Source organism: Vibrio sp. SCSIO 43132 (assembly GCF_019904195.1).
Lineage (GTDB): Bacteria > Pseudomonadota > Gammaproteobacteria > Enterobacterales > Vibrionaceae > Vibrio > Vibrio nigripulchritudo.
The window spans coordinates 2,441,785-2,458,687 of the sequence record NZ_CP063199.1; the positions used below are offsets into that span (position 1 = coordinate 2,441,785).

16 protein-coding genes are annotated in these 16,903 nt (G+C 46.7%); 3 read left to right on the forward strand and 13 right to left on the reverse strand.

The features are described from left to right. The gene (locus INR79_RS10900) at window positions 1–726 is read left to right on the forward strand and encodes a 3'-5' exonuclease (protein WP_223094171.1); all 726 of its coding nucleotides are present in this window, start codon (window positions 1–3) and stop codon (window positions 724–726) included. A gap of 64 nt (window positions 727–790) precedes the next feature. Here the strand turns inward: INR79_RS10900 and INR79_RS10905 are convergent, their stop codons facing one another. Beyond that, window positions 791–2,365 (reverse strand): BCCT family transporter, encoded by a 1,575-nt coding sequence (locus tag INR79_RS10905; RefSeq protein WP_004400167.1) that lies wholly within the window; start codon window positions 2,363–2,365, stop codon window positions 791–793. A gap of 447 nt (window positions 2,366–2,812) precedes the next feature. Between INR79_RS10905 and INR79_RS10910 the strand changes: the two genes are divergently transcribed. Continuing rightward, entirely contained in the window at window positions 2,813–3,301 is a 489-nt protein-coding gene (locus tag INR79_RS10910; RefSeq protein ID WP_045961127.1) for a MarR family winged helix-turn-helix transcriptional regulator, read from the forward strand. A 53-nt stretch (window positions 3,302–3,354) separates the two neighbouring features. Here the strand turns inward: INR79_RS10910 and INR79_RS10915 are convergent, their stop codons facing one another. From INR79_RS10915 to INR79_RS10940, 6 genes are all read right to left on the reverse strand, one after another. Continuing rightward, on the reverse strand, window positions 3,355–4,011 hold the full coding sequence (locus tag INR79_RS10915) for a response regulator transcription factor (RefSeq protein ID WP_223094173.1): 657 nt from the start codon (window positions 4,009–4,011) through the stop codon (window positions 3,355–3,357). Window positions 4,012–4,038: 27 nt separating this feature from the next. Beyond that, a complete protein-coding gene (locus tag INR79_RS10920; RefSeq protein ID WP_223094175.1) occupies window positions 4,039–5,394 on the reverse strand; it encodes a cache domain-containing protein in 1,356 nt (451 codons plus the stop codon). Between the two features lie 135 nt (window positions 5,395–5,529). Next, complete coding sequence (locus INR79_RS10925) at window positions 5,530–6,813, reverse strand: TRAP transporter large permease subunit (protein ID WP_038123810.1); 1,284 nt, start codon at window positions 6,811–6,813, stop codon at window positions 5,530–5,532. A 15-nt stretch (window positions 6,814–6,828) separates the two neighbouring features. Beyond that, window positions 6,829–7,353: a TRAP transporter small permease subunit gene (locus INR79_RS10930; RefSeq protein WP_022550954.1), complete on the reverse strand. Its 525-nt coding sequence runs from the start codon at window positions 7,351–7,353 to the stop codon at window positions 6,829–6,831. A 156-nt stretch (window positions 7,354–7,509) separates the two neighbouring features. After that, window positions 7,510–8,607: a TRAP transporter substrate-binding protein gene (locus INR79_RS10935; protein WP_004402085.1), complete on the reverse strand. Its 1,098-nt coding sequence runs from the start codon at window positions 8,605–8,607 to the stop codon at window positions 7,510–7,512. Window positions 8,608–8,992: 385 nt separating this feature from the next. Beyond that, a complete protein-coding gene (locus INR79_RS10940; protein ID WP_004402084.1) occupies window positions 8,993–9,361 on the reverse strand; it encodes a MarR family transcriptional regulator in 369 nt (122 codons plus the stop codon). A 199-nt stretch (window positions 9,362–9,560) separates the two neighbouring features. Between INR79_RS10940 and INR79_RS10945 the strand changes: the two genes are divergently transcribed. Beyond that, window positions 9,561–10,241 (forward strand): DUF2982 domain-containing protein, encoded by a 681-nt coding sequence (locus INR79_RS10945; RefSeq protein ID WP_223094177.1) that lies wholly within the window; start codon window positions 9,561–9,563, stop codon window positions 10,239–10,241. 10 nt (window positions 10,242–10,251) lie between these two features. Here the strand turns inward: INR79_RS10945 and INR79_RS10950 are convergent, their stop codons facing one another. The 6 genes from INR79_RS10950 to INR79_RS10975 all read right to left on the reverse strand — a co-directional run bounded on the left by INR79_RS10950 (window position 10,252) and on the right by INR79_RS10975 (window position 16,893). Then, window positions 10,252–10,905, reverse strand: coding sequence for an MBL fold metallo-hydrolase (locus INR79_RS10950; protein WP_223094179.1), 654 nt, complete (start codon window positions 10,903–10,905; stop codon window positions 10,252–10,254). Between the two features lie 92 nt (window positions 10,906–10,997). Then, complete coding sequence (locus tag INR79_RS10955) at window positions 10,998–11,549, reverse strand: DUF882 domain-containing protein (RefSeq protein ID WP_004402081.1); 552 nt, start codon at window positions 11,547–11,549, stop codon at window positions 10,998–11,000. A gap of 111 nt (window positions 11,550–11,660) precedes the next feature. Further along, entirely contained in the window at window positions 11,661–13,247 is a 1,587-nt protein-coding gene (locus INR79_RS10960; RefSeq protein ID WP_049544915.1) for a murein L,D-transpeptidase, read from the reverse strand. 108 nt (window positions 13,248–13,355) lie between these two features. Further along, window positions 13,356–14,447, reverse strand: coding sequence for a DUF1513 domain-containing protein (locus INR79_RS10965; RefSeq protein ID WP_223094181.1), 1,092 nt, complete (start codon window positions 14,445–14,447; stop codon window positions 13,356–13,358). Further along, on the reverse strand, window positions 14,428–15,495 hold the full coding sequence (locus tag INR79_RS10970; RefSeq protein WP_223094183.1) for an imelysin family protein: 1,068 nt from the start codon (window positions 15,493–15,495) through the stop codon (window positions 14,428–14,430). Before INR79_RS10970 ends, INR79_RS10965 begins: the two co-directional genes overlap by 20 nt. A 12-nt stretch (window positions 15,496–15,507) precedes the next feature. After that, on the reverse strand, window positions 15,508–16,893 hold the full coding sequence (locus tag INR79_RS10975; protein ID WP_223094185.1) for a di-heme oxidoredictase family protein: 1,386 nt from the start codon (window positions 16,891–16,893) through the stop codon (window positions 15,508–15,510). Window positions 16,894–16,903 lie beyond the last annotated feature (10 nt).

Below are 16,903 nucleotides of genomic sequence, written 5' to 3' on the forward strand. Positions count from 1 at the left end.
ATGAGTTTATTCAGAAATAGCCGTTTAGGCGGGCAAACGGACTGGCAACGCCGCTTTAAAGAGAAAGCCCAATCTGTCACCGATGAGCGCCTTCATGACTTCTATCAGACTGGTATTGTTTCAGGTGATACTCCTCTGTCTAAAGTACCGTTTGTCGCCCTGGACTTTGAAACTACTGGCTTAGACGCTGAAAAAGACGACATCGTCAGCATTGGGCTGGTCCCTTTCAACCTTAACCGGATTTACTGCAATCAGGCCAGACACTGGATCGTTCGCCCCAACACCCCGCTTCAGGAAGAGTCCGTGGTGATTCACGGTATCACTCATAATGACATTCTGGATGCACCCGATTTAAGAAGAGTATTAGATGAAGTACTGGATGCCTTGGCTGGGAAGGTCGTGGTTGTGCACTACAGAAAAATCGAACGAGAATTTTTGGATACGGCGTTAAAAGACCGGATTGAAGAGGGCATCGTGTTTCCGGTCATGGATACCATGGAAATTGAATCCTATGTGCAGGATATGAATACCAAGGGTATTTTCAACCGCCTTAAAGGCAACAAACGTCAGCCAGTGCGGTTAGGTTCTTCTCGCGAGCGTTACGGACTGCCTGTTTACCCGCCTCACCATGCACTAACGGACGCCATGGCAACAGCAGAGCTGCTTCAGGCTCAGATTCAGCATCATTTCTCTCCTGATACCCCTATCGAAAAAGTCTGGTTATAAAAAAGGCTGCCTAAAATGGCAGCCTTCTATCTTTACAGGTAGTACTAGCTTTTACAGGTAGTGACTAGCGAACACGTTCGGTTCTCATACCCATCAACAAACTTACGCACATTAGCAATAAGATGAAGGTAAACGGCAGTGCCGTAGAAATCGCACCTGCTTGCAGGGCCTGAATGGCTTGTGTGCCACCTACCCAAAGTAGCGCAGCCGCAATGGCACCTTCCATGAATGCCCAGAACACACGCTGCATCACTGGTGCATCCACTTTACCACCAGCGGTGATGCTATCGATAACCAGAGATCCTGAATCCGATGACGTGATGAAGAACACCATAACCAGCAGAATGGCAATCACTGAAAGCAGAGTGCTAAACGGCAGCTCTTCAAACATCTGGAACATCGCCAGAGGTACTTCTTTAAGACCTTCAGTACCCAAAGCACCAACACCATTAACCACCTGATCAATCGCCAGACCGCCAAATACAGACATCCAGATCAGCGTAACAGCAGTAGGCACCAGAAGAACCGCAACCATGAATTCACGTACTGTACGGCCTTTCGATACACGAGCGATGAACATGCCGACAAATGGTGACCAGGAAATCCACCAGGCCCAGTAGAATACTGTCCAGCCCTGGAACCACGCCTCGTCTTCACGACCATGTGGGTTACTCAGCGGAATGATGTTTTCAACGTATGCCATCAAAGTGGAAGGGATAGAACCAAAGGCAACCGCGTAACCAAGTAACGCAACAAAAATTAGCAGCACAAACGCCACGATCATGTTGATGTTACTGATGACCTTAACACCGCCATCAATGCCGCGGAAAACCGAAACCACTGCTAGCAATGTTACCAGTACGATTACCGCAATCTGCAGACCAATACCGCCATCCACACCGAATACGTGGTTGATACCACTCGCGGCTTGCTGAGCACCTAAGCCCAAGGATGTCGCCAGGCCAAACAGAGTTGCCAGCACCGCCAATACATCTACAACGTGACCCGCCCAGCCCCAGGCTCTGTCGCCCAGAATAGGGTAAAAAATTGAACGGATAGAAAGCGGAAGCCCTTTATTGTAGGTAAAGAACGCAAGCGATAAGGCTACGATGCCATAAATTGCCCAAGGGTGAAGACCCCAGTGGAACATGGTTGCGCCCATGGCAAGTTTTGCCGCTTCTGGGGTATTTGGTTCAACGCCCAGAGGAGTCTCATACCAGCCAGTGAAGTAAGCAACTGGCTCGGCAACACTCCAGAACATCAAACCGATACCCATGCCCGCCGCGAACAACATCGCCAACCAGGACATGAATGAATAGTCGGCGGAAGCATCCTGACCGCCCAAGCGAATTTTGCCGAATGGCGACACAATCAGTGCCAGACAGAAGATCAGGAATATGTTTCCCGCCCAGATAAACAGGCTGTCGAATTTACCAATGATCGACCACTTCAAACCATCCAGAGTAGACTTTGCGGTTTCCGCGTCTGAGATGAGTACAGCAACTAAAAATAGAATGATAAGACCAGCACTGGTCCCAAATACCGGATTATGAACATCAAATCCCCACTTCTGTACATTATCCTGACCAACCGTGTAGTCGGTACTATCGATACTGTACTTGTCGATTCCTTTTGTCATATCTCCTCTTTAACCCTTAACAGGTTTGTTGATTTTGAACCTATTCGAAACCTTTCCTCACCAGAATGGTTAGTGAACGTAACAGTTCATTGATTTTAAAACCCACAAACCCTATCGAAAATGTCCGTTTAAAACCAGAGATAACTCAAAAAACGTCCTAAAATCTCAGTTTTCTCAATTTGAATGGCTATTTTTAAATCAATCAATACTAGAATTCGTTTTGAAGTCTAAACATTTGTACTCTCAACAGAGAGCGTCGCGTTTATGATATTTGTGGAGCACGTTTGTTTTCTTAACAAATGCATCAAAAAGATTACTTAGGTATATACCCAAGTAATCTTTTAAAGAGATAAACGGTCAAAGTACTCAAGAGTCGAACATCGCTGTTGACTCTTGTGTAGCAAAAGCTTTATATAACCCCCGAAAACACTGGTACGGATAAAGAATTTGGAAAAACACGAAGAAGTTCTGATTGCGATACGACAAATCATCCGCGCAATCGATCTGCACTCAAAAAAACTTGGCAAAGAACTGGGATTAACCGGTCCTCAGTTGATATTGATGCGTTCCATCAAAGAACTGGGTGAAGTGACCATACGGGAACTGTCGAACAACACCAATATGAGCCAGGCTACTGCCACCACCATTCTGGATAGACTTGAAAGAAATGGTTATGTTAAGCGCGTCAGAAGTGTGAGCGACAAGCGTAAAGTACACGCCTACCTTACTGATGAAGGCAAAGCCATTTTGGAAAAAGCCCCTCTTCCGCTGCAAGACAACTTTATCGATCAATTTCATAAGTTGGAAGAATGGGAACAAAGCTTACTGTTATCTTCAGTACAGCGTTTGTCTTCAATGATGAATGCCGAAAGCTATGACGTTGCGCCTGTTTTGGAAATTGGCAGTATCACCAAAAACGAACAGCCTGCGCCATAAAGAAAAAGCGAGTGAATCACCACTCGCTTTCTGATTCTCTAATTCTCTTGGACTCAGTCAACCAAACCTTTCTCTAGCGCGTATTTCGCTAACTCTGCCGTAGAGTGTAGATCCAGCTTGTGTTTGATGTTTTGCCGGTGGGTTTCAACCGTGCGGTAACTGATGTTGAGCGCTGAGGCAATTTTCTTACTGCTCTGCCCCTCTGCCACCAATTTAAGCACCGCTTCTTCTCTGCGGCTTAATGGATTGGGTTTTTGTTGCGCGGGGGTGATGGGCTGGGTGAACAAGGTTTGTGTAACGGACTCACAAAAGTACGTGGAACCTTGATACACCGTCTTAATGGCCTGAACCATCTTTTCTGCCGAAATCTCTTTCAGCATGTACCCGACAGCTCCTGCCTGCATTACCTTCATGATGTATTCACGGTTGTCATGCATTGTCAGCATCAGCACTTTCACACTTGGGTGCTCTTCTTTCAAAATCATGGTCGCTTCAATGCCATTCATAACAGGCATACTAACATCCATTAGCACCACATCGGGTTGCACTCTGGTGACGGCATCTATGGCTTCTGCACCATTGCTCGCCGTCGCGACCACGTTAATTTCATCTTCCATTTCTAGCCGGGCGAGGAAACCATCCAGTACTACCTGATGGTCATCCACAATTACTATGTTTATCGCCTTACCTTGGCTTACTGCTTTTTGCATTCCATGTTGTCCAGTTTTCTATCTTAATTACACCGGAATCAAAACCGTTATTTCTGTACCGTAGTTGGGTTCGCTAAAGAGTTCAAAATCTCCTCCGATAAATTCGACTCTTTCTCGCATATTTCGCAATCCGATCCCTTTTGCCCTCATGGTATCACTGACTGAAAATCCTCGCCCGTCGTCTCGAATCATCAGCTGAACTTGTTCACCAAGCTGATGCACCACCACTTCGACTCGGTTGGCGTACGCATGTTTCTCTATGTTAGTGAGCGATTCCTGAACCACTCGATACAGTGTTGTAGCCACTTCGGAATTCATTTTGGACATGGATTTGTCGATCTCGTATTCCACTGGAATCTGAGCGTGTTCGCGAAAATCCTGAAGCAAGGTTTCGAGAGCGGCCTGCAGGCCTATGTCGTCCAATGAACTTGGTCTCAGGTTATGAGAAATCCGACGCACTTCATTGATCGCAGTCATCATCGACATTTGAGACTTATCCAGATGCGCCAGTGCTCTTTCATCGATATTAGGTTCTTTCTGCTTTAACTTATGCGCCAGCAGCTCCAGGTGACATTTGCACGATACCAGAAGCTGATTGATACCGTCGTGCAGTTCTCTCGCAAGATGCTTTTTTTCGTCTTCCTGAAACATGACCGTTTTGTGGGCCAGCTCTTTCAGGTTTTTGTCCGCAATTCGATGTTCGTGCCAGTTTACCGCTAATGTCAGCACGACAATCACAGCAACCGTAACACTCAGAATCGACATGGTACTGATAAAGGTGGCTTCAATGTTCTGGTTGATGGAATCTTCCATCTGGGCGACTTCGAGATGAATATCTTCAATGTAGAGCCCGGTTCCGACCATCCACTCCCACTTAGGCAACCACGCAGCGTAACTGAGCTTAGGCACAATTTCACCCGTCGACGGTTTTTGCCATAAGTAGTGCGCAAACCCGCCTCCGCTTCTCGCCTGCTCTATCAGAGAAACAATCAGAAAGTTACCGTTTTCATCCTGCATATTGATCAGGTTCTGCCCGATCAGCTCAGGAAGAATGGGGTGAACAAGATTGACGCCATTTTTGTCGTAAGCGAAAAAGTACCCGTCCGAACCATATCTTAAGCGCGTGAGGATCTGCTTCACCTGATGTTTGGCGTCTTCTTCGCTTAATTCATCATTGGCATAAACATGGTGGATGGCATCAAAGGCAAGATCCAACTTGTCTTTTAACGCGTTTTCTCTAGACCGTATCAAGCTGGTTCGAAGCGTTTCGATCTCCTTCACGCCCAACGCTTTGGTTTGGTGAATCGAGATCCAACTGATACTGGCGGTGACCAAAATCAGAGGTAATAAGGTGAGTAATATCAGTTTGGCTCTAAGAGGCATAAGCTCCCTCTCTCACCCAGTGCGTCATCGATACGTCCATGGGAGTTTACGAATACAATCAGCCTCTGAATGTATCAGAGGCTGACATTAGCGCCCATTTTTAACCGAAATCAACGAGCTGTAACAATTGTGAGATCACATTCCATAGAATGACGGGAATAACAGAATTGATGCCAGCACCAGAATCTGGATGGCAATAAACGGCATTACTCCTCGGTATATGTCTCTTGTGGTTACGCCTTTCGGTGCCACACCTTTAAGATAGAACAAACTAAAACCGAATGGTGGCGTCAGGAACGAGGTTTGTAGGTTCATCGCAACCAGGATCGCAAACCAAACCATATTGATCCCCATCAGTTCAGCCACTGGAGCGAGAATCGGTACGATGATGAAACAGATCTCAACGAAGTCGATAAAGAAGCCCAAAATCAGGATGACCAGCATAGTGATGATCAGGAAGCCCCACTTCTCACCCGGGATCTGCATCATCCACTCTTCAACCAGATAGTCTCCGCCCGTGTAGGTGAACGCCATAGAAAACGCAGTTGCACCAAGTAGGATGGCAAAAACCATAGCCGTTACTTTTACGGTTTCTTTGGACGCATCGTATATCATTGCCCAGCTAAACTGACGGTACAGTAGCGCCAATACAATGGCTCCGGCTCCACCCAAAGCCGCTGACTCTGTTGGAGTGGCAATACCAGCGAAGATGGAACCCAGTACGACGACAATCAAAGCCATCGGTGGAACCACTGCTTTGAGTGCTTCAATGACTTCTTCTCTGCGTGAAATGGATTCATCTCGCTCTATCGGCTGAGCAGCTTCAGGGTTCATTTTGGCGTAAATCAAAATGTAAACCACATACGCACCAACCAGAACTAAGCCCGGTCCAACCGCTGCCTGAAAGAGATCACCGACAGGTACACCCAAAACATCGCCCAGCAAGATCAATACAATGGATGGCGGGATAATTTGCCCCAAAGTGCCCGACGCACAGATGGTGCCACACGCCAGCCCTTTGTCGTAATTGTATTTGAGCATAACAGGGAGAGAAATGAGCCCCATGGCGACAACAGATGCCCCTACAACACCTGTAGAAGCCGCCAACAGAGCTCCAACCAACACGGTTGAAATCGCAATACCGCCACGGACGGTGCCAAATAAGCGCCCCATGGCTTCAAGAAGTTGTTCAGCCAGTCGAGTTTTTTGCAGAACCAGCCCCATGAAAATGAACAACGGCACCGCCATTAACACTGTATTCTGCATGATTGACTCTATGCGATACGGCATAAAGGCAAACATTTCTGGACCTTCTGCCCAAACACCAAATAGCAGGGCAATACCACCAAAGGTAAAGGCAACGGGGAAGCCTAACAGTAAGGCCACCAGCGCTACCAGAAACATAACAATTCCTATCATAAAACTACTTCCCTGTTATCTGGTATGAGCTGGACTAGGATTAAAAATTTTGTTCAGTGAGTTCAGAAGCAATCCGATGCCACTCACTGCCATAAAGAAGAAAGACACTGGGATCATGGCTTTAATGATCCATCGGTAAGGCAGACCACCCGGGTCGCCCGACGTTTCGCCGAGTTCATAAGACTCTCTGGCGAAGTCAATGCCGTACCAAGCAACAAGAAGACAAAACGGGAATAAGAAGAAAACGGTTCCCAGAATATCAATGATGGCGCGCGCGCGATAAGAAAGGCGTTCATAGAAGATATCGACACGGACATGCCCTCCTGCTTTTAGCGCATAAGGCACGCCAAGAAGGAAGACGCTGGAAAACAGGTGCCATTCCATTTCCTGAAAGGCAATCGATACGTCATTAAATACATAACGCATCACGACATCGTAAACGACGTTTAGCAACAGCAGTAAAAATAGAATGCTGGCAACCCAGCCCAGCACATCGCTGATCCGGTTAAACAGTCGCTCCATGTAAATTAGGCTTCTCATTCCATACTCCTTGGAAAGACAAACTAGAAGAGGCAGGGTCTTGCAAATGGCTACGTCGACTGCTTTGGGGGGCGTAGTGTCCTTGCAGACCCTGTTTTTCTTGGGCTATTTGCCGAGGGTTCACCCCTCGGCATTTGGTTCAATGACCTAAAATAATTATTGTTGTGCCTGACTGTTCAGGTAAGCGCGGTGAGAGATATCTGTCCACGAGCGTACTTGCTTCAGATAGTCTGCCTGAGATTTTTGGATCTCTTTCGCCAGTTCGTTGCTTTCTGCATGTTTCTTGAGAAGGCGATCGTTCGCTTCACGCAACGCGCTCATTACTTGAGGTGGGAAGTCTTTCACCTGAACATTTGGGTATTCAGACTTAATTGAAGACCAGTTCTTACCGCTCTCGTGCGTGGCTTGCGTGTACATGTCGTACGCAGCAGTTTTCATCGCTACACGCAAAATCGCTTTCAGGTCGTCTGGCAGACGTTTCCAGGTGCGCTTATTCACTAGGAACTGAAGCTCTGAACCTGGCTCATGCCAACCAGTGTAGTAGTAAGGTGCGATTTTGTGGAAGCCCATACGCAAGTCCAGAGAAGGACCTACCCACTCCAGTGCGTCGATAGTACGGCGCTCAAGCGACGTATACAGTTCACCCGGTGCGATGTTTGTTGGTTTCGCGCCCAGCTCTGCCAGGATTTCACCGGCAAAACCTGGAATACGCATTTTCAGACCTTTAAGGTCATCAACCGAATTGATCTCTTTCTGGAACCAGCCACCCATTTGGATATCGGTGTTACCGCCTGGGAAAGACATCAGGTTATGCGGAGAATACACTTTCTCCATCAGTTCCATACCACCACCGTGGTAGAACCATGCGTATTGCTCTGCCGGAGTCATACCGAAAGGCATAGACGTGAAGTAAAGCGTATTAGGTACCTTACCTTTCCAGTAGTAAGACCCTGAATGTCCCATGTCATACTGACCCGATTTCACCATGTCAAAAACACCCAGTGGTGCCTTGTGCTTGTTGGCAGAATCGATTCGGATTTGCAGACGACCATTCGACATTTCTTCAGCCATTTTGGCCATATTTTTGGTCGCGTCACCAAATACTGGGAAGTTTGGCCCCCAGGTTTCAGCTAGCTTAAGTCGGTAGACTTTGTCGGCAGCATTAGCTGAAGCGGTGACCAAGGCAGCGCAAGCCGCTACAGCGACAAAGGTGCCTTTAAGAGTTCGTTGGATTGATTTTTTTAAGAGACTCATTATTTCACGTCCTATGTTGTGTTTGTTCACAACCCATTCCTGTGTGGATTGCGAATTTCCCCAAGTGGAATAATGGGCTCGGCGCCATTAGCAGTACTTGGGTATCACAACAATGCCTGATTGAAGAGCATTAACCTATTCGGGAGAGCACGGACGTATTTCTTTACACCTACCCCGTATTAGACTTTAGTTTTACGTACTAATACGTAAGATATTTAATTAAAAAATTATTGAAGCTATAAATTAAAAAGAGTTTTGAAATAATAGATAAAATTAAGAAGTAATTTCTACGTAAGAACAAGTTCTAGATAGAAGTTAAAAATATTAAGGTACAAAACGTAAAAAAGCCCCAAAAATTGGGGCTCCTTCACGATTCTTAATCGAATTATACTGGCTTGTACACAACCTTGTTGCCCGCCAGTTGCTCTTTAACTACCAGGTTTTCTTCTAGCAGCTTCTTAAGAGCGCCAGTTGCCCAAGAAGCCGCTTTTGCGTCTTCCTGACCAGCTTCCAGACCGATACCTTTAGGGTTAATGCCTTCAGGGTTCTTAGCTACGATGTCTAGAACGCTTTGTTGTTTTGGCGTTAAGCTAACCGTGGTTTGCGCTTTCGGTGCTGGCTTTTCCACTTTTGCTTCAACGGCTTTTTTAGCAGCAGGTTTTTTGGCTTCAGGAGCTGCTTTAGCCACATTTAAAGTCGCTTTGATGCGTTTTTGCAGTTTAGCCTGCACTTTACGTTTGTGAGCGAGTCTCATTGAGTTTTTCTCCATTTCACTGCTATACCGCGCAGTGGTGAAAAATTTGAAGCGCGAGTTATACCAAAAACTGACACTGATTTGTAGCCTAACGGCCACTTTCAACGTAAAAATGGGGGAAGAGCCTTTCAAAGGCTATATTTTATACAGAAACAAGGAATGCGCTTTCTCCTCGGAGATGCATAGGAATTGCACCACAATGAATACGATTCACATGACAAACATACCATTCAGTTATCAGTCTCCAACAGGAAGGTTGGTCATGGGCCTGGCGTGTCTGATTACCTTCTTTCTTCTTATAGTCTCTCCGGGAATTCAACAGGCGCTGCTCTCTCTGTTTGGTTTGATAGCCTTTTTTGTGGTTACGCATTTCCTTATTGAGAAGAGTAAGGTGTCATTTACCCTCACTGCCACACACTTTCAGCAGCATATGTTTAAAGGGGGCTGGGTGGTGAGGTGGAATAACATCAGTCATATTGGCGTCTGTACCTACTCTCAGGAAGGATGGCATCAACCCATTCCGTGGATCGGCATTAAGCTTAAAGACTACGAACCTTACCTCGACAATATCTGCCCCAGAATCAGCACACAAATACTTCTGGAGCAACGATCCCTTCTTTATCTTGGTCTAAAACAGATGGATAAGAAGAACATTCCTTTTGAAGACATCGTGTTGGACTCAAAGCCTTACGAATCAAGTAACGGTGGGCAGTACACAGGTCTGCAAGCCATGCTGGCGAACCGAATGGCTTACCAGAGAGAAAATTTTGGTTACGATATTTTTATTTCGACGTCCGATTTGGACAGAAGCGGAGATGAATTTGTCGGCCTGGCAAGACGATTTCTCGCGGCAGCCGACAAAGAAGATTTAATCAACTAGTTAGCTAAACCTAGTAAAGAGGCATTTCGTCAGCGACAAACGGGTTAGAAGCGCGTTCATGCCCGAATGTAGACTCCGGACCGTGCCCAGGAATAAAATGCACATCGTTACCAAGCGGCCAGAGTTTTTGCTTGATGGACTGGATAAGCGTGTTGAAATCCCCTTGAGGGAAATCGGTTCTTCCGATGCCACCATTGAAAAGAACATCGCCTACAAATGCGGTTTTAGATGACTCATTGAACAAGATGACATGGCCTGGGCTATGACCTGGCGTGAAGTAAACGTTCAGTACTTCATTACCAAAAGTGACAACGTCACCTTCATCTAACCACTGTTTTGGTTCAAACGCTTCTGTAAGAGGAAATCCAAACATCTGGCTCTGCCCTTCTAACCCCTGAAGCCAGAAGTTATCGGCTTTATGAGGACCGATAATGTCGACACTGTGTGCATTGGCCAGTTCTTCTGCGCCACCAACATGGTCCAGATGCCCGTGAGTCAGCACGACATTCACAACTTTAACGCCAAGTTCTTTGATTGTGGCTTCCAGTTTAGGTACGTCGCCACCCGGATCGACCACAATCGCGTCCATGGTTTCATCACACCAGACAATTGAGCAGTTCTGCTGAAATGAAGTCACCGGCACGACTCTGTATTGAAGGCTCATAAAAACTATCCCGTATTCATTTTAAACTGCGGGAACTATGACATTTGCCCCCTAGTTTTACAAGCCATTAGGTATGGGGGAACAGACCGCAACTACCAGTTTCGGACTGGACCTGTATCTATATGAATAAAATTACTTTTTGGGTAATAGCCTACGCCGCCCGCTTTGAGAGATAAGGCTGCCTTTTTCACTTCAGAAAGTTTGACGCCATCCAGTCGAAAATCGATGGCTTTACCAAGCATGTGGTAGCTCTTTTTCGCCACTGCCTTGGATTTGGCTCGTAACGCCTTATTAGTGGCAGGAGAGCGATAACCAGAGATGATCTGAACTTCGGCATCGCTGCCAATTAAGCCTTGAATGGAGTTGATTTGGTCGAATAGTGCCGCATCCATCGAATACACTTCATTGCGGCGGTGATCCCGGCACAGATGATTAAGACGCGCGAGTTCGCTTCCTACGTATCTCTGACCATCAAAATAACAAGACTCCAGAATCTCTCCTGTGTGCAGATTGTTGAATTGCAATGTTCTCGGCTGGTTTGCATAAGTTGCAAAAACTGAGGGAGAAAAAGGCAATGAGACAAAAGTGCCAAGAACGGCGGTATTACGGAGGAAGTGTCTTCTCGAGATTTCTTTGGTTGTCATCTGAACGGTCTGGCGCGGTTTCCAAAGTCGCGACAGTAACCAGATTCCGTACAAGCGTCAATTAGTCATCAGCTCAAATTATTGACGGAATAGTGCCAAAGGTATGGTTAGTTATTGAGCAGAAAGATTTTTATCCAGATTGATCAAATTTGTAAGTTTCGCGTCAAAATTTGAACTACGACTCAGTTGATCGTATTTGTAAATGTCACTTCGGTATTGCACCTGCCCTCTTTCTGTCCAAACCGTTTGATAAATAATAGAAACAGGAATGCGTTGTTTCAGTGCCACAGCAACCGTTTCTTCACGGCTGATTCTCTCTTGATGACTTGGACGCAGCTTAGAGTTGCTGGTTAAAAGCAGATTGGCAAAACCCTCGGCAGATTCAATTCGGATACAACCAGAACTGAATGCCCTTCTCGCCTTGGTGAACAGCGACTTCGCCGGTGTATCGTGGAGAAAAATGGCATTCTTATTTGGCGTATTGAACTTGTATTTACCAAGTGCGTTGTATGGTCCTGAAGTTTGTCGGATTCGGTACGGAAAGCTGTCTGGGTCAATGGTTTGCCAGTCGATATCCTGTGGGTCGACCAGAGTCCGGTTATGCCAGCTTTCAACAATTTCGTAATTGTGTTCCTGAAGGTAAGTTTCTTCCTCAATCGCTTTGGGAAGAATGTCTTTCACCATGATTTTCCTTGGCACATTCCAGCTTGGATTCACAATCACCGAATCCATTCTGGTATCAATGAGCGGTGTTTTCCTTGATGGACGCCCTACAATCACGTCTGAAGAAAACGCTTCTTTACCATCTAGCCAGTAAGACATCGAGTACTGCGGTACATTCACCAGAACAATCTGGTCGCGCTGCAATGGCCAGATACGCAGCCTTTGCGCATTCAGGGCGACAAGTCTTAAACGCTCTTCAATAGAAGCATTGATCCACTTAATGGTTTTCGGACCGATAATGCCGTCTGCATCCAGGCCATGCTGAACCTGAAACTGGCGAACCAAATCGTCCAGAGGTTTATCGTAGGTTTTGTCATCGGCATTCACCGCCGACACGTCATAACCTAGCACCTGCAGGCGATTAAGCAGCACCCGTTTGTGTGACAGCACATCTCCTTTTCGGGTGAAGCGCTTTTTCTGGCTATAGTCGCTCAAATAGACGTTTAGCCAGGGTTTCAGCTCATAGATGGCGGTTACATAATCAGAATACAGTGGCGATTGAGGTTTCAACCCTTCAATGTATTCAACCAACGAATCGGACATTACCGCGTTATAAAAGCTCTCAAAGCTAGAACCTGACGGAGTGGGCAGCATGGCTGGAACTCGTCCACCAAAAAACCAGCCCTTTCCCATAGACTGAGAAAGCTCGGTATAGCTGATGTAACTCAACAAGGTGTCTGTCGCCAGCACGTCGTATTCTTGCCAGCGATTGTGATATCGCGCTTCTTTTAGCGCCATCAAACGTTTATAGAAAAGCTCACTCACATCAGACAGAGCAAGGTGTTCAAGCTGCGTTTCGAAGGCTTCAATCGCGTCGTACTGAAACCAGATAGGCTGATATTGATACTCGTGATAAAGCGCAGTAATGACAGGTTGGTGAGCCAGAGGTGTATGAGCTGGTGTTGAGCTATTCACCCAGGTTGTGGCGTAGTAACTGTTAGCGCTGGAAACCAGTGGAAGCATAGCTATGATCATGAAATAAAAGTATTTCCTTAACCTCATAGCCCGCTCCCTGGATCATAGTTACTAATAAATGTATTCCTAAAGTATGGCAAAAATTGCAGCAAAAACTTGTATCGTTTATTAGATTATCGCCGACCAGTGGTTATCCCAATGAATACCTGATGAATATTTTTTTTCAACTCCAGCTAAAGAATGGGAAACCACCCTTCCAACACCTGAGCTAATTTTGAAAGAATTATCATTCACAACAACACCTGACGCATCAGGCAGAGATTCAATTTCCAGCAGTTCACCCGTAGATAATTGCCAGATACCATAACAATTTCCTCGTGGAGATGTGGCAAGCACCCAATCCCCTGTGGCGGCGATGCTAGCAATGTAATGGTTGAATCTCGCCCATTGTTCTGGTTCAGCTTTGAACTCGACCATTGGTTTCCCCATCTGGTGAGCAGCTAACAGTGCTGGATAATCGTCTGGCGATCCGCGATATTGCTGACCACAGAAAACCATACCTTGACCATTATGTGCAAGATGGCGAATACTCAGTTTATTGTCGGAAAGCGACACTTGTTCCAATACTTTTCCGGTAGAGGACAAATATGTCAGAGTTGGAGACATGGTTTCGAGGTTCATCGGTGTTCTTCCATTGGTATGAACACCACCGACCCCTATCGCCAGATCACCATTTGGAAGCATGATAACCTCATGAGGACCCAGCCCAAACCCGGTGAATTCCTCTACTTTCTGGTAGCCATTTTGAACGTCGTATACACCGATAATCCCGCGGCTTGTTCCTCTTTCCCCCTCTGTCGCATAAAGAAAGCGCCCATCGGGAGAATAAACACCGTGACCGTAAAAATGACGATTAGGACCCGATGAAACGATGGGTTTTGCTGCACCGCTAACGAAATCAAACGGTTGGAAAAATGTCCCCGGTCTACGGCCGAATGCCACTGCCGCACTTCCAGCGCGGTGAATGGCAACGCCATGTCCTCGGGCAGGTAAAGTGAGTTGATGGATGGGGTTACCGTTGATATCGGCAACCGTTGCAAAGAACTTATCCCGACCCAGAATAGAACAACCAATCAGAGCTGGCGTATTTTGCTGGCTGGAAGTGGAAGCGCACCCAAAAGGTAAAAAAGGCGCTGAAGCGCCAAATAAGGCTGCTTTAAGCAGCCTTCTTCTTGTTTGATCAGTCACCATCTGTTGCATTAAACCCTACGACGACACCCAATTCGATTGCGACCTCTTCATGGATGAGATATTTCAAATGCTCAAGCTTGTTGAACTGCGCTAATACGTTTCTGTAGCCTTCTTTCGATTTCAGCATGGCAAACATGCTGGACTCTTCTGGCCACGTATCCAACGTTAAATCAAATTGCTCCACAATGCTGTCTGCTAGCTGAATACGTCCTCTGTCTCTCAGCTCTTTATCTAGCCCGAAACCATGCGCAATATATAGTGCTTTCATTGCCTCAACATTGGCTTTTAAGTTCGAGAGGGAGGTTTCAGAGCGCCATGATTCAGCAAAGTAAGGACGAGGCTTCCCAACTTTCGCCAGAGGGCGGCTCATTTTTTTCATACTGTACTCAAGCTGATTAGACAACAGGCTGAGGTACTCGGTACGCCATTTCTTGCCGTCCAGAGTTTTCCATGGATTTGCCTGCCATGCGTCAGCAATGTTATCGGACTTGTCTGCGATATTCTGGCTGATAGCCAACCCGCTATCACAAGCCTTGATCTTGTCTTTATGAATAGGAGACGCCTTGTCATACAGAAGCCATTCCATCGCGCCTAGCCCCTGAACCGTGACGCTCATTTGCGATAACTCATTGGCGGACCATGCTTTATCGGCTTTAACAAGCGTCGACATTTTCCGACCCGTGGTGTTTTTCTTATCTGGCCAGAATTGCATGTTCCAGCTTTCTTTTAACGCATTCTCAGGACCACGTTCTTGCCCCTGAAGCGCCATCCAACGGAGCATGGTGCTGTGCCACGCTGACTTCAGTGAGTCCTCTGTAAGATCTTCCGAACCACAGTATTGCTGCCAAATTAACGCCTGTTGCTGCGCTTCTGCCAGCAATAGAAATGCGGCTTCTTTCTCAACATCATACACCGCTTCACTGATGTGAAGGTTGGCATATTGCTTGTTTTCAGGTAACTCACCACCACTTTGAACGGCAATTTCCTGTGGCATTTGTGCATCGTTCGACTGACAGCCGACCAGAGCCAGGAGGCAAAGGCTTAACGTTTTCTTCATACGTGGCTCCTGTTACAGCGAGTTAAGAAACGCCACCAGCGCCTCTCGCTCTTTTTTGGACATGTTCAATACATTCTCTTGTGCGGGTTTTGCCTCACCACCATGCCAAAGCACGGCTTCCAGAACGTTACGTGCTCTTCCGTCGTGCAGCAAGTTCGTGTGACCGTTGACTTCTTTGGTGTAACCCAGCCCCCAAAGTGGCTGAGTACGCCATTCACGACCATTTGCCAGATACTCTGGACGGTTGTCGGCAAGCCCTTCGCCCATATCATGCAATAACATATCCGAATAAGGGTGAATAATCTGCTCTGATAGTGCAGGTAAGCGATCATTTTTCGCCGTTTTAATGTTCACGGCATGACAAGACTGGCAACCCGCTTCAGCAAACTTGGCCTGACCCAGCTGAACCTGAGGGTCTCGGGTATTACGACGAATTGGAACGGCAAGGTGCTGAGAGTAGAATTCAACAAAGTTTAAAATCTTTTCGCTCACTTCCGGCTTGCCACCGTGAGGAAGATCATTACAGATGGATTGGTTTTCAGTACAGTTCTCGACTGGAAACAGTGAACTGGTCAGTCCCAAATCGCCATTGAATGCTGCGGCATTTTGCTGCATCAGATTAGGTTGACCTGCTTTCCATCCGAATCGACCAAGCGCAAAGCCTTCTGCCTGAACATCCCAGACCCGGTTCACTTTTCCGGAAATGCCATCTTTGTTTTTATCTTCAGGATCTGCCATGGCAAGAATGGTTTCTTCAGGAATGGCTTCCAGCAATCCAAGCCCTATCATGGGTGGCGCGACACGTGCCGAGAATTGAGTATCCGGGTGCATCTCTCCGTAGTTCAAATTTGTGATCGTCAAGTTAGGCTTACGAAGTGTTACCTGTTCGCCGTCTTTAAAAGTAACCACCACATCAGAATAAGTAATATTCACTTTGCCTTCTGGCTTGGCATCTGGGAGAGCAAAATCCTGAAGCTGGCCGCCGTACGTTGGTTCAGGGATAACGCCATTCATAATGAAGGCTTTCTTCTGCTCAGGCGTCATGGCTGGAATGCTTAACCTGACCAGCATGGATACCGCGTGCTCGTCACCCTCTTCTGGAGGATGACCTCGCCCATCTTTGATATGACAGTTTTGACACCCATTGGTATTAAACAGTGGTCCAAGACCGTCTCTCGCATCGGTTGATGCAGGCGCCTGAACCCAGGGGTTACGGAAAAAACTGTTACCGACACTGAAATCTAAACGCGATGTCATGGGCAGGTTGTTGGCAGGTAAAGAAAAGGCATTCGAGCCATCTTTCTTCACACTGGTGTTACCACCCGACTTGGTATCGTACGCAAAGACGCTCGTTGCGATTAGGCTTGAAACAATGGTAGGAATTAGAAACTGCTTCATTCTTGGCTTC

Coding starts and splice junctions, on each gene's coding strand:
- INR79_RS10965 (WP_223094181.1), bottom strand. CDS start 14,447: ATGCAACAGATGGTGACTGATCAAACAAGAAGAAGGCTGCTTAAAGCA.
- INR79_RS10945 (WP_223094177.1), top strand. CDS start 9,561: ATGAATACGATTCACATGACAAACATACCATTCAGTTATCAGTCTCCA.
- INR79_RS10925 (WP_038123810.1), bottom strand. CDS start 6,813: ATGATAGGAATTGTTATGTTTCTGGTAGCGCTGGTGGCCTTACTGTTA.
- INR79_RS10900 (WP_223094171.1), top strand. CDS start 1: ATGAGTTTATTCAGAAATAGCCGTTTAGGCGGGCAAACGGACTGGCAA.
- INR79_RS10960 (WP_049544915.1), bottom strand. CDS start 13,247: ATGATCATAGCTATGCTTCCACTGGTTTCCAGCGCTAACAGTTACTAC.
- INR79_RS10915 (WP_223094173.1), bottom strand. CDS start 4,011: ATGCAAAAAGCAGTAAGCCAAGGTAAGGCGATAAACATAGTAATTGTG.
- INR79_RS10955 (WP_004402081.1), bottom strand. CDS start 11,549: ATGACAACCAAAGAAATCTCGAGAAGACACTTCCTCCGTAATACCGCC.
- INR79_RS10975 (WP_223094185.1), bottom strand. CDS start 16,893: ATGAAGCAGTTTCTAATTCCTACCATTGTTTCAAGCCTAATCGCAACG.
- INR79_RS10920 (WP_223094175.1), bottom strand. CDS start 5,394: ATGCCTCTTAGAGCCAAACTGATATTACTCACCTTATTACCTCTGATT.
- INR79_RS10905 (WP_004400167.1), bottom strand. CDS start 2,365: ATGACAAAAGGAATCGACAAGTACAGTATCGATAGTACCGACTACACG.
- INR79_RS10950 (WP_223094179.1), bottom strand. CDS start 10,905: ATGAGCCTTCAATACAGAGTCGTGCCGGTGACTTCATTTCAGCAGAAC.
- INR79_RS10970 (WP_223094183.1), bottom strand. CDS start 15,495: ATGAAGAAAACGTTAAGCCTTTGCCTCCTGGCTCTGGTCGGCTGTCAG.
- INR79_RS10930 (WP_022550954.1), bottom strand. CDS start 7,353: ATGAGAAGCCTAATTTACATGGAGCGACTGTTTAACCGGATCAGCGAT.
- INR79_RS10935 (WP_004402085.1), bottom strand. CDS start 8,607: ATGAGTCTCTTAAAAAAATCAATCCAACGAACTCTTAAAGGCACCTTT.
- INR79_RS10940 (WP_004402084.1), bottom strand. CDS start 9,361: ATGAGACTCGCTCACAAACGTAAAGTGCAGGCTAAACTGCAAAAACGC.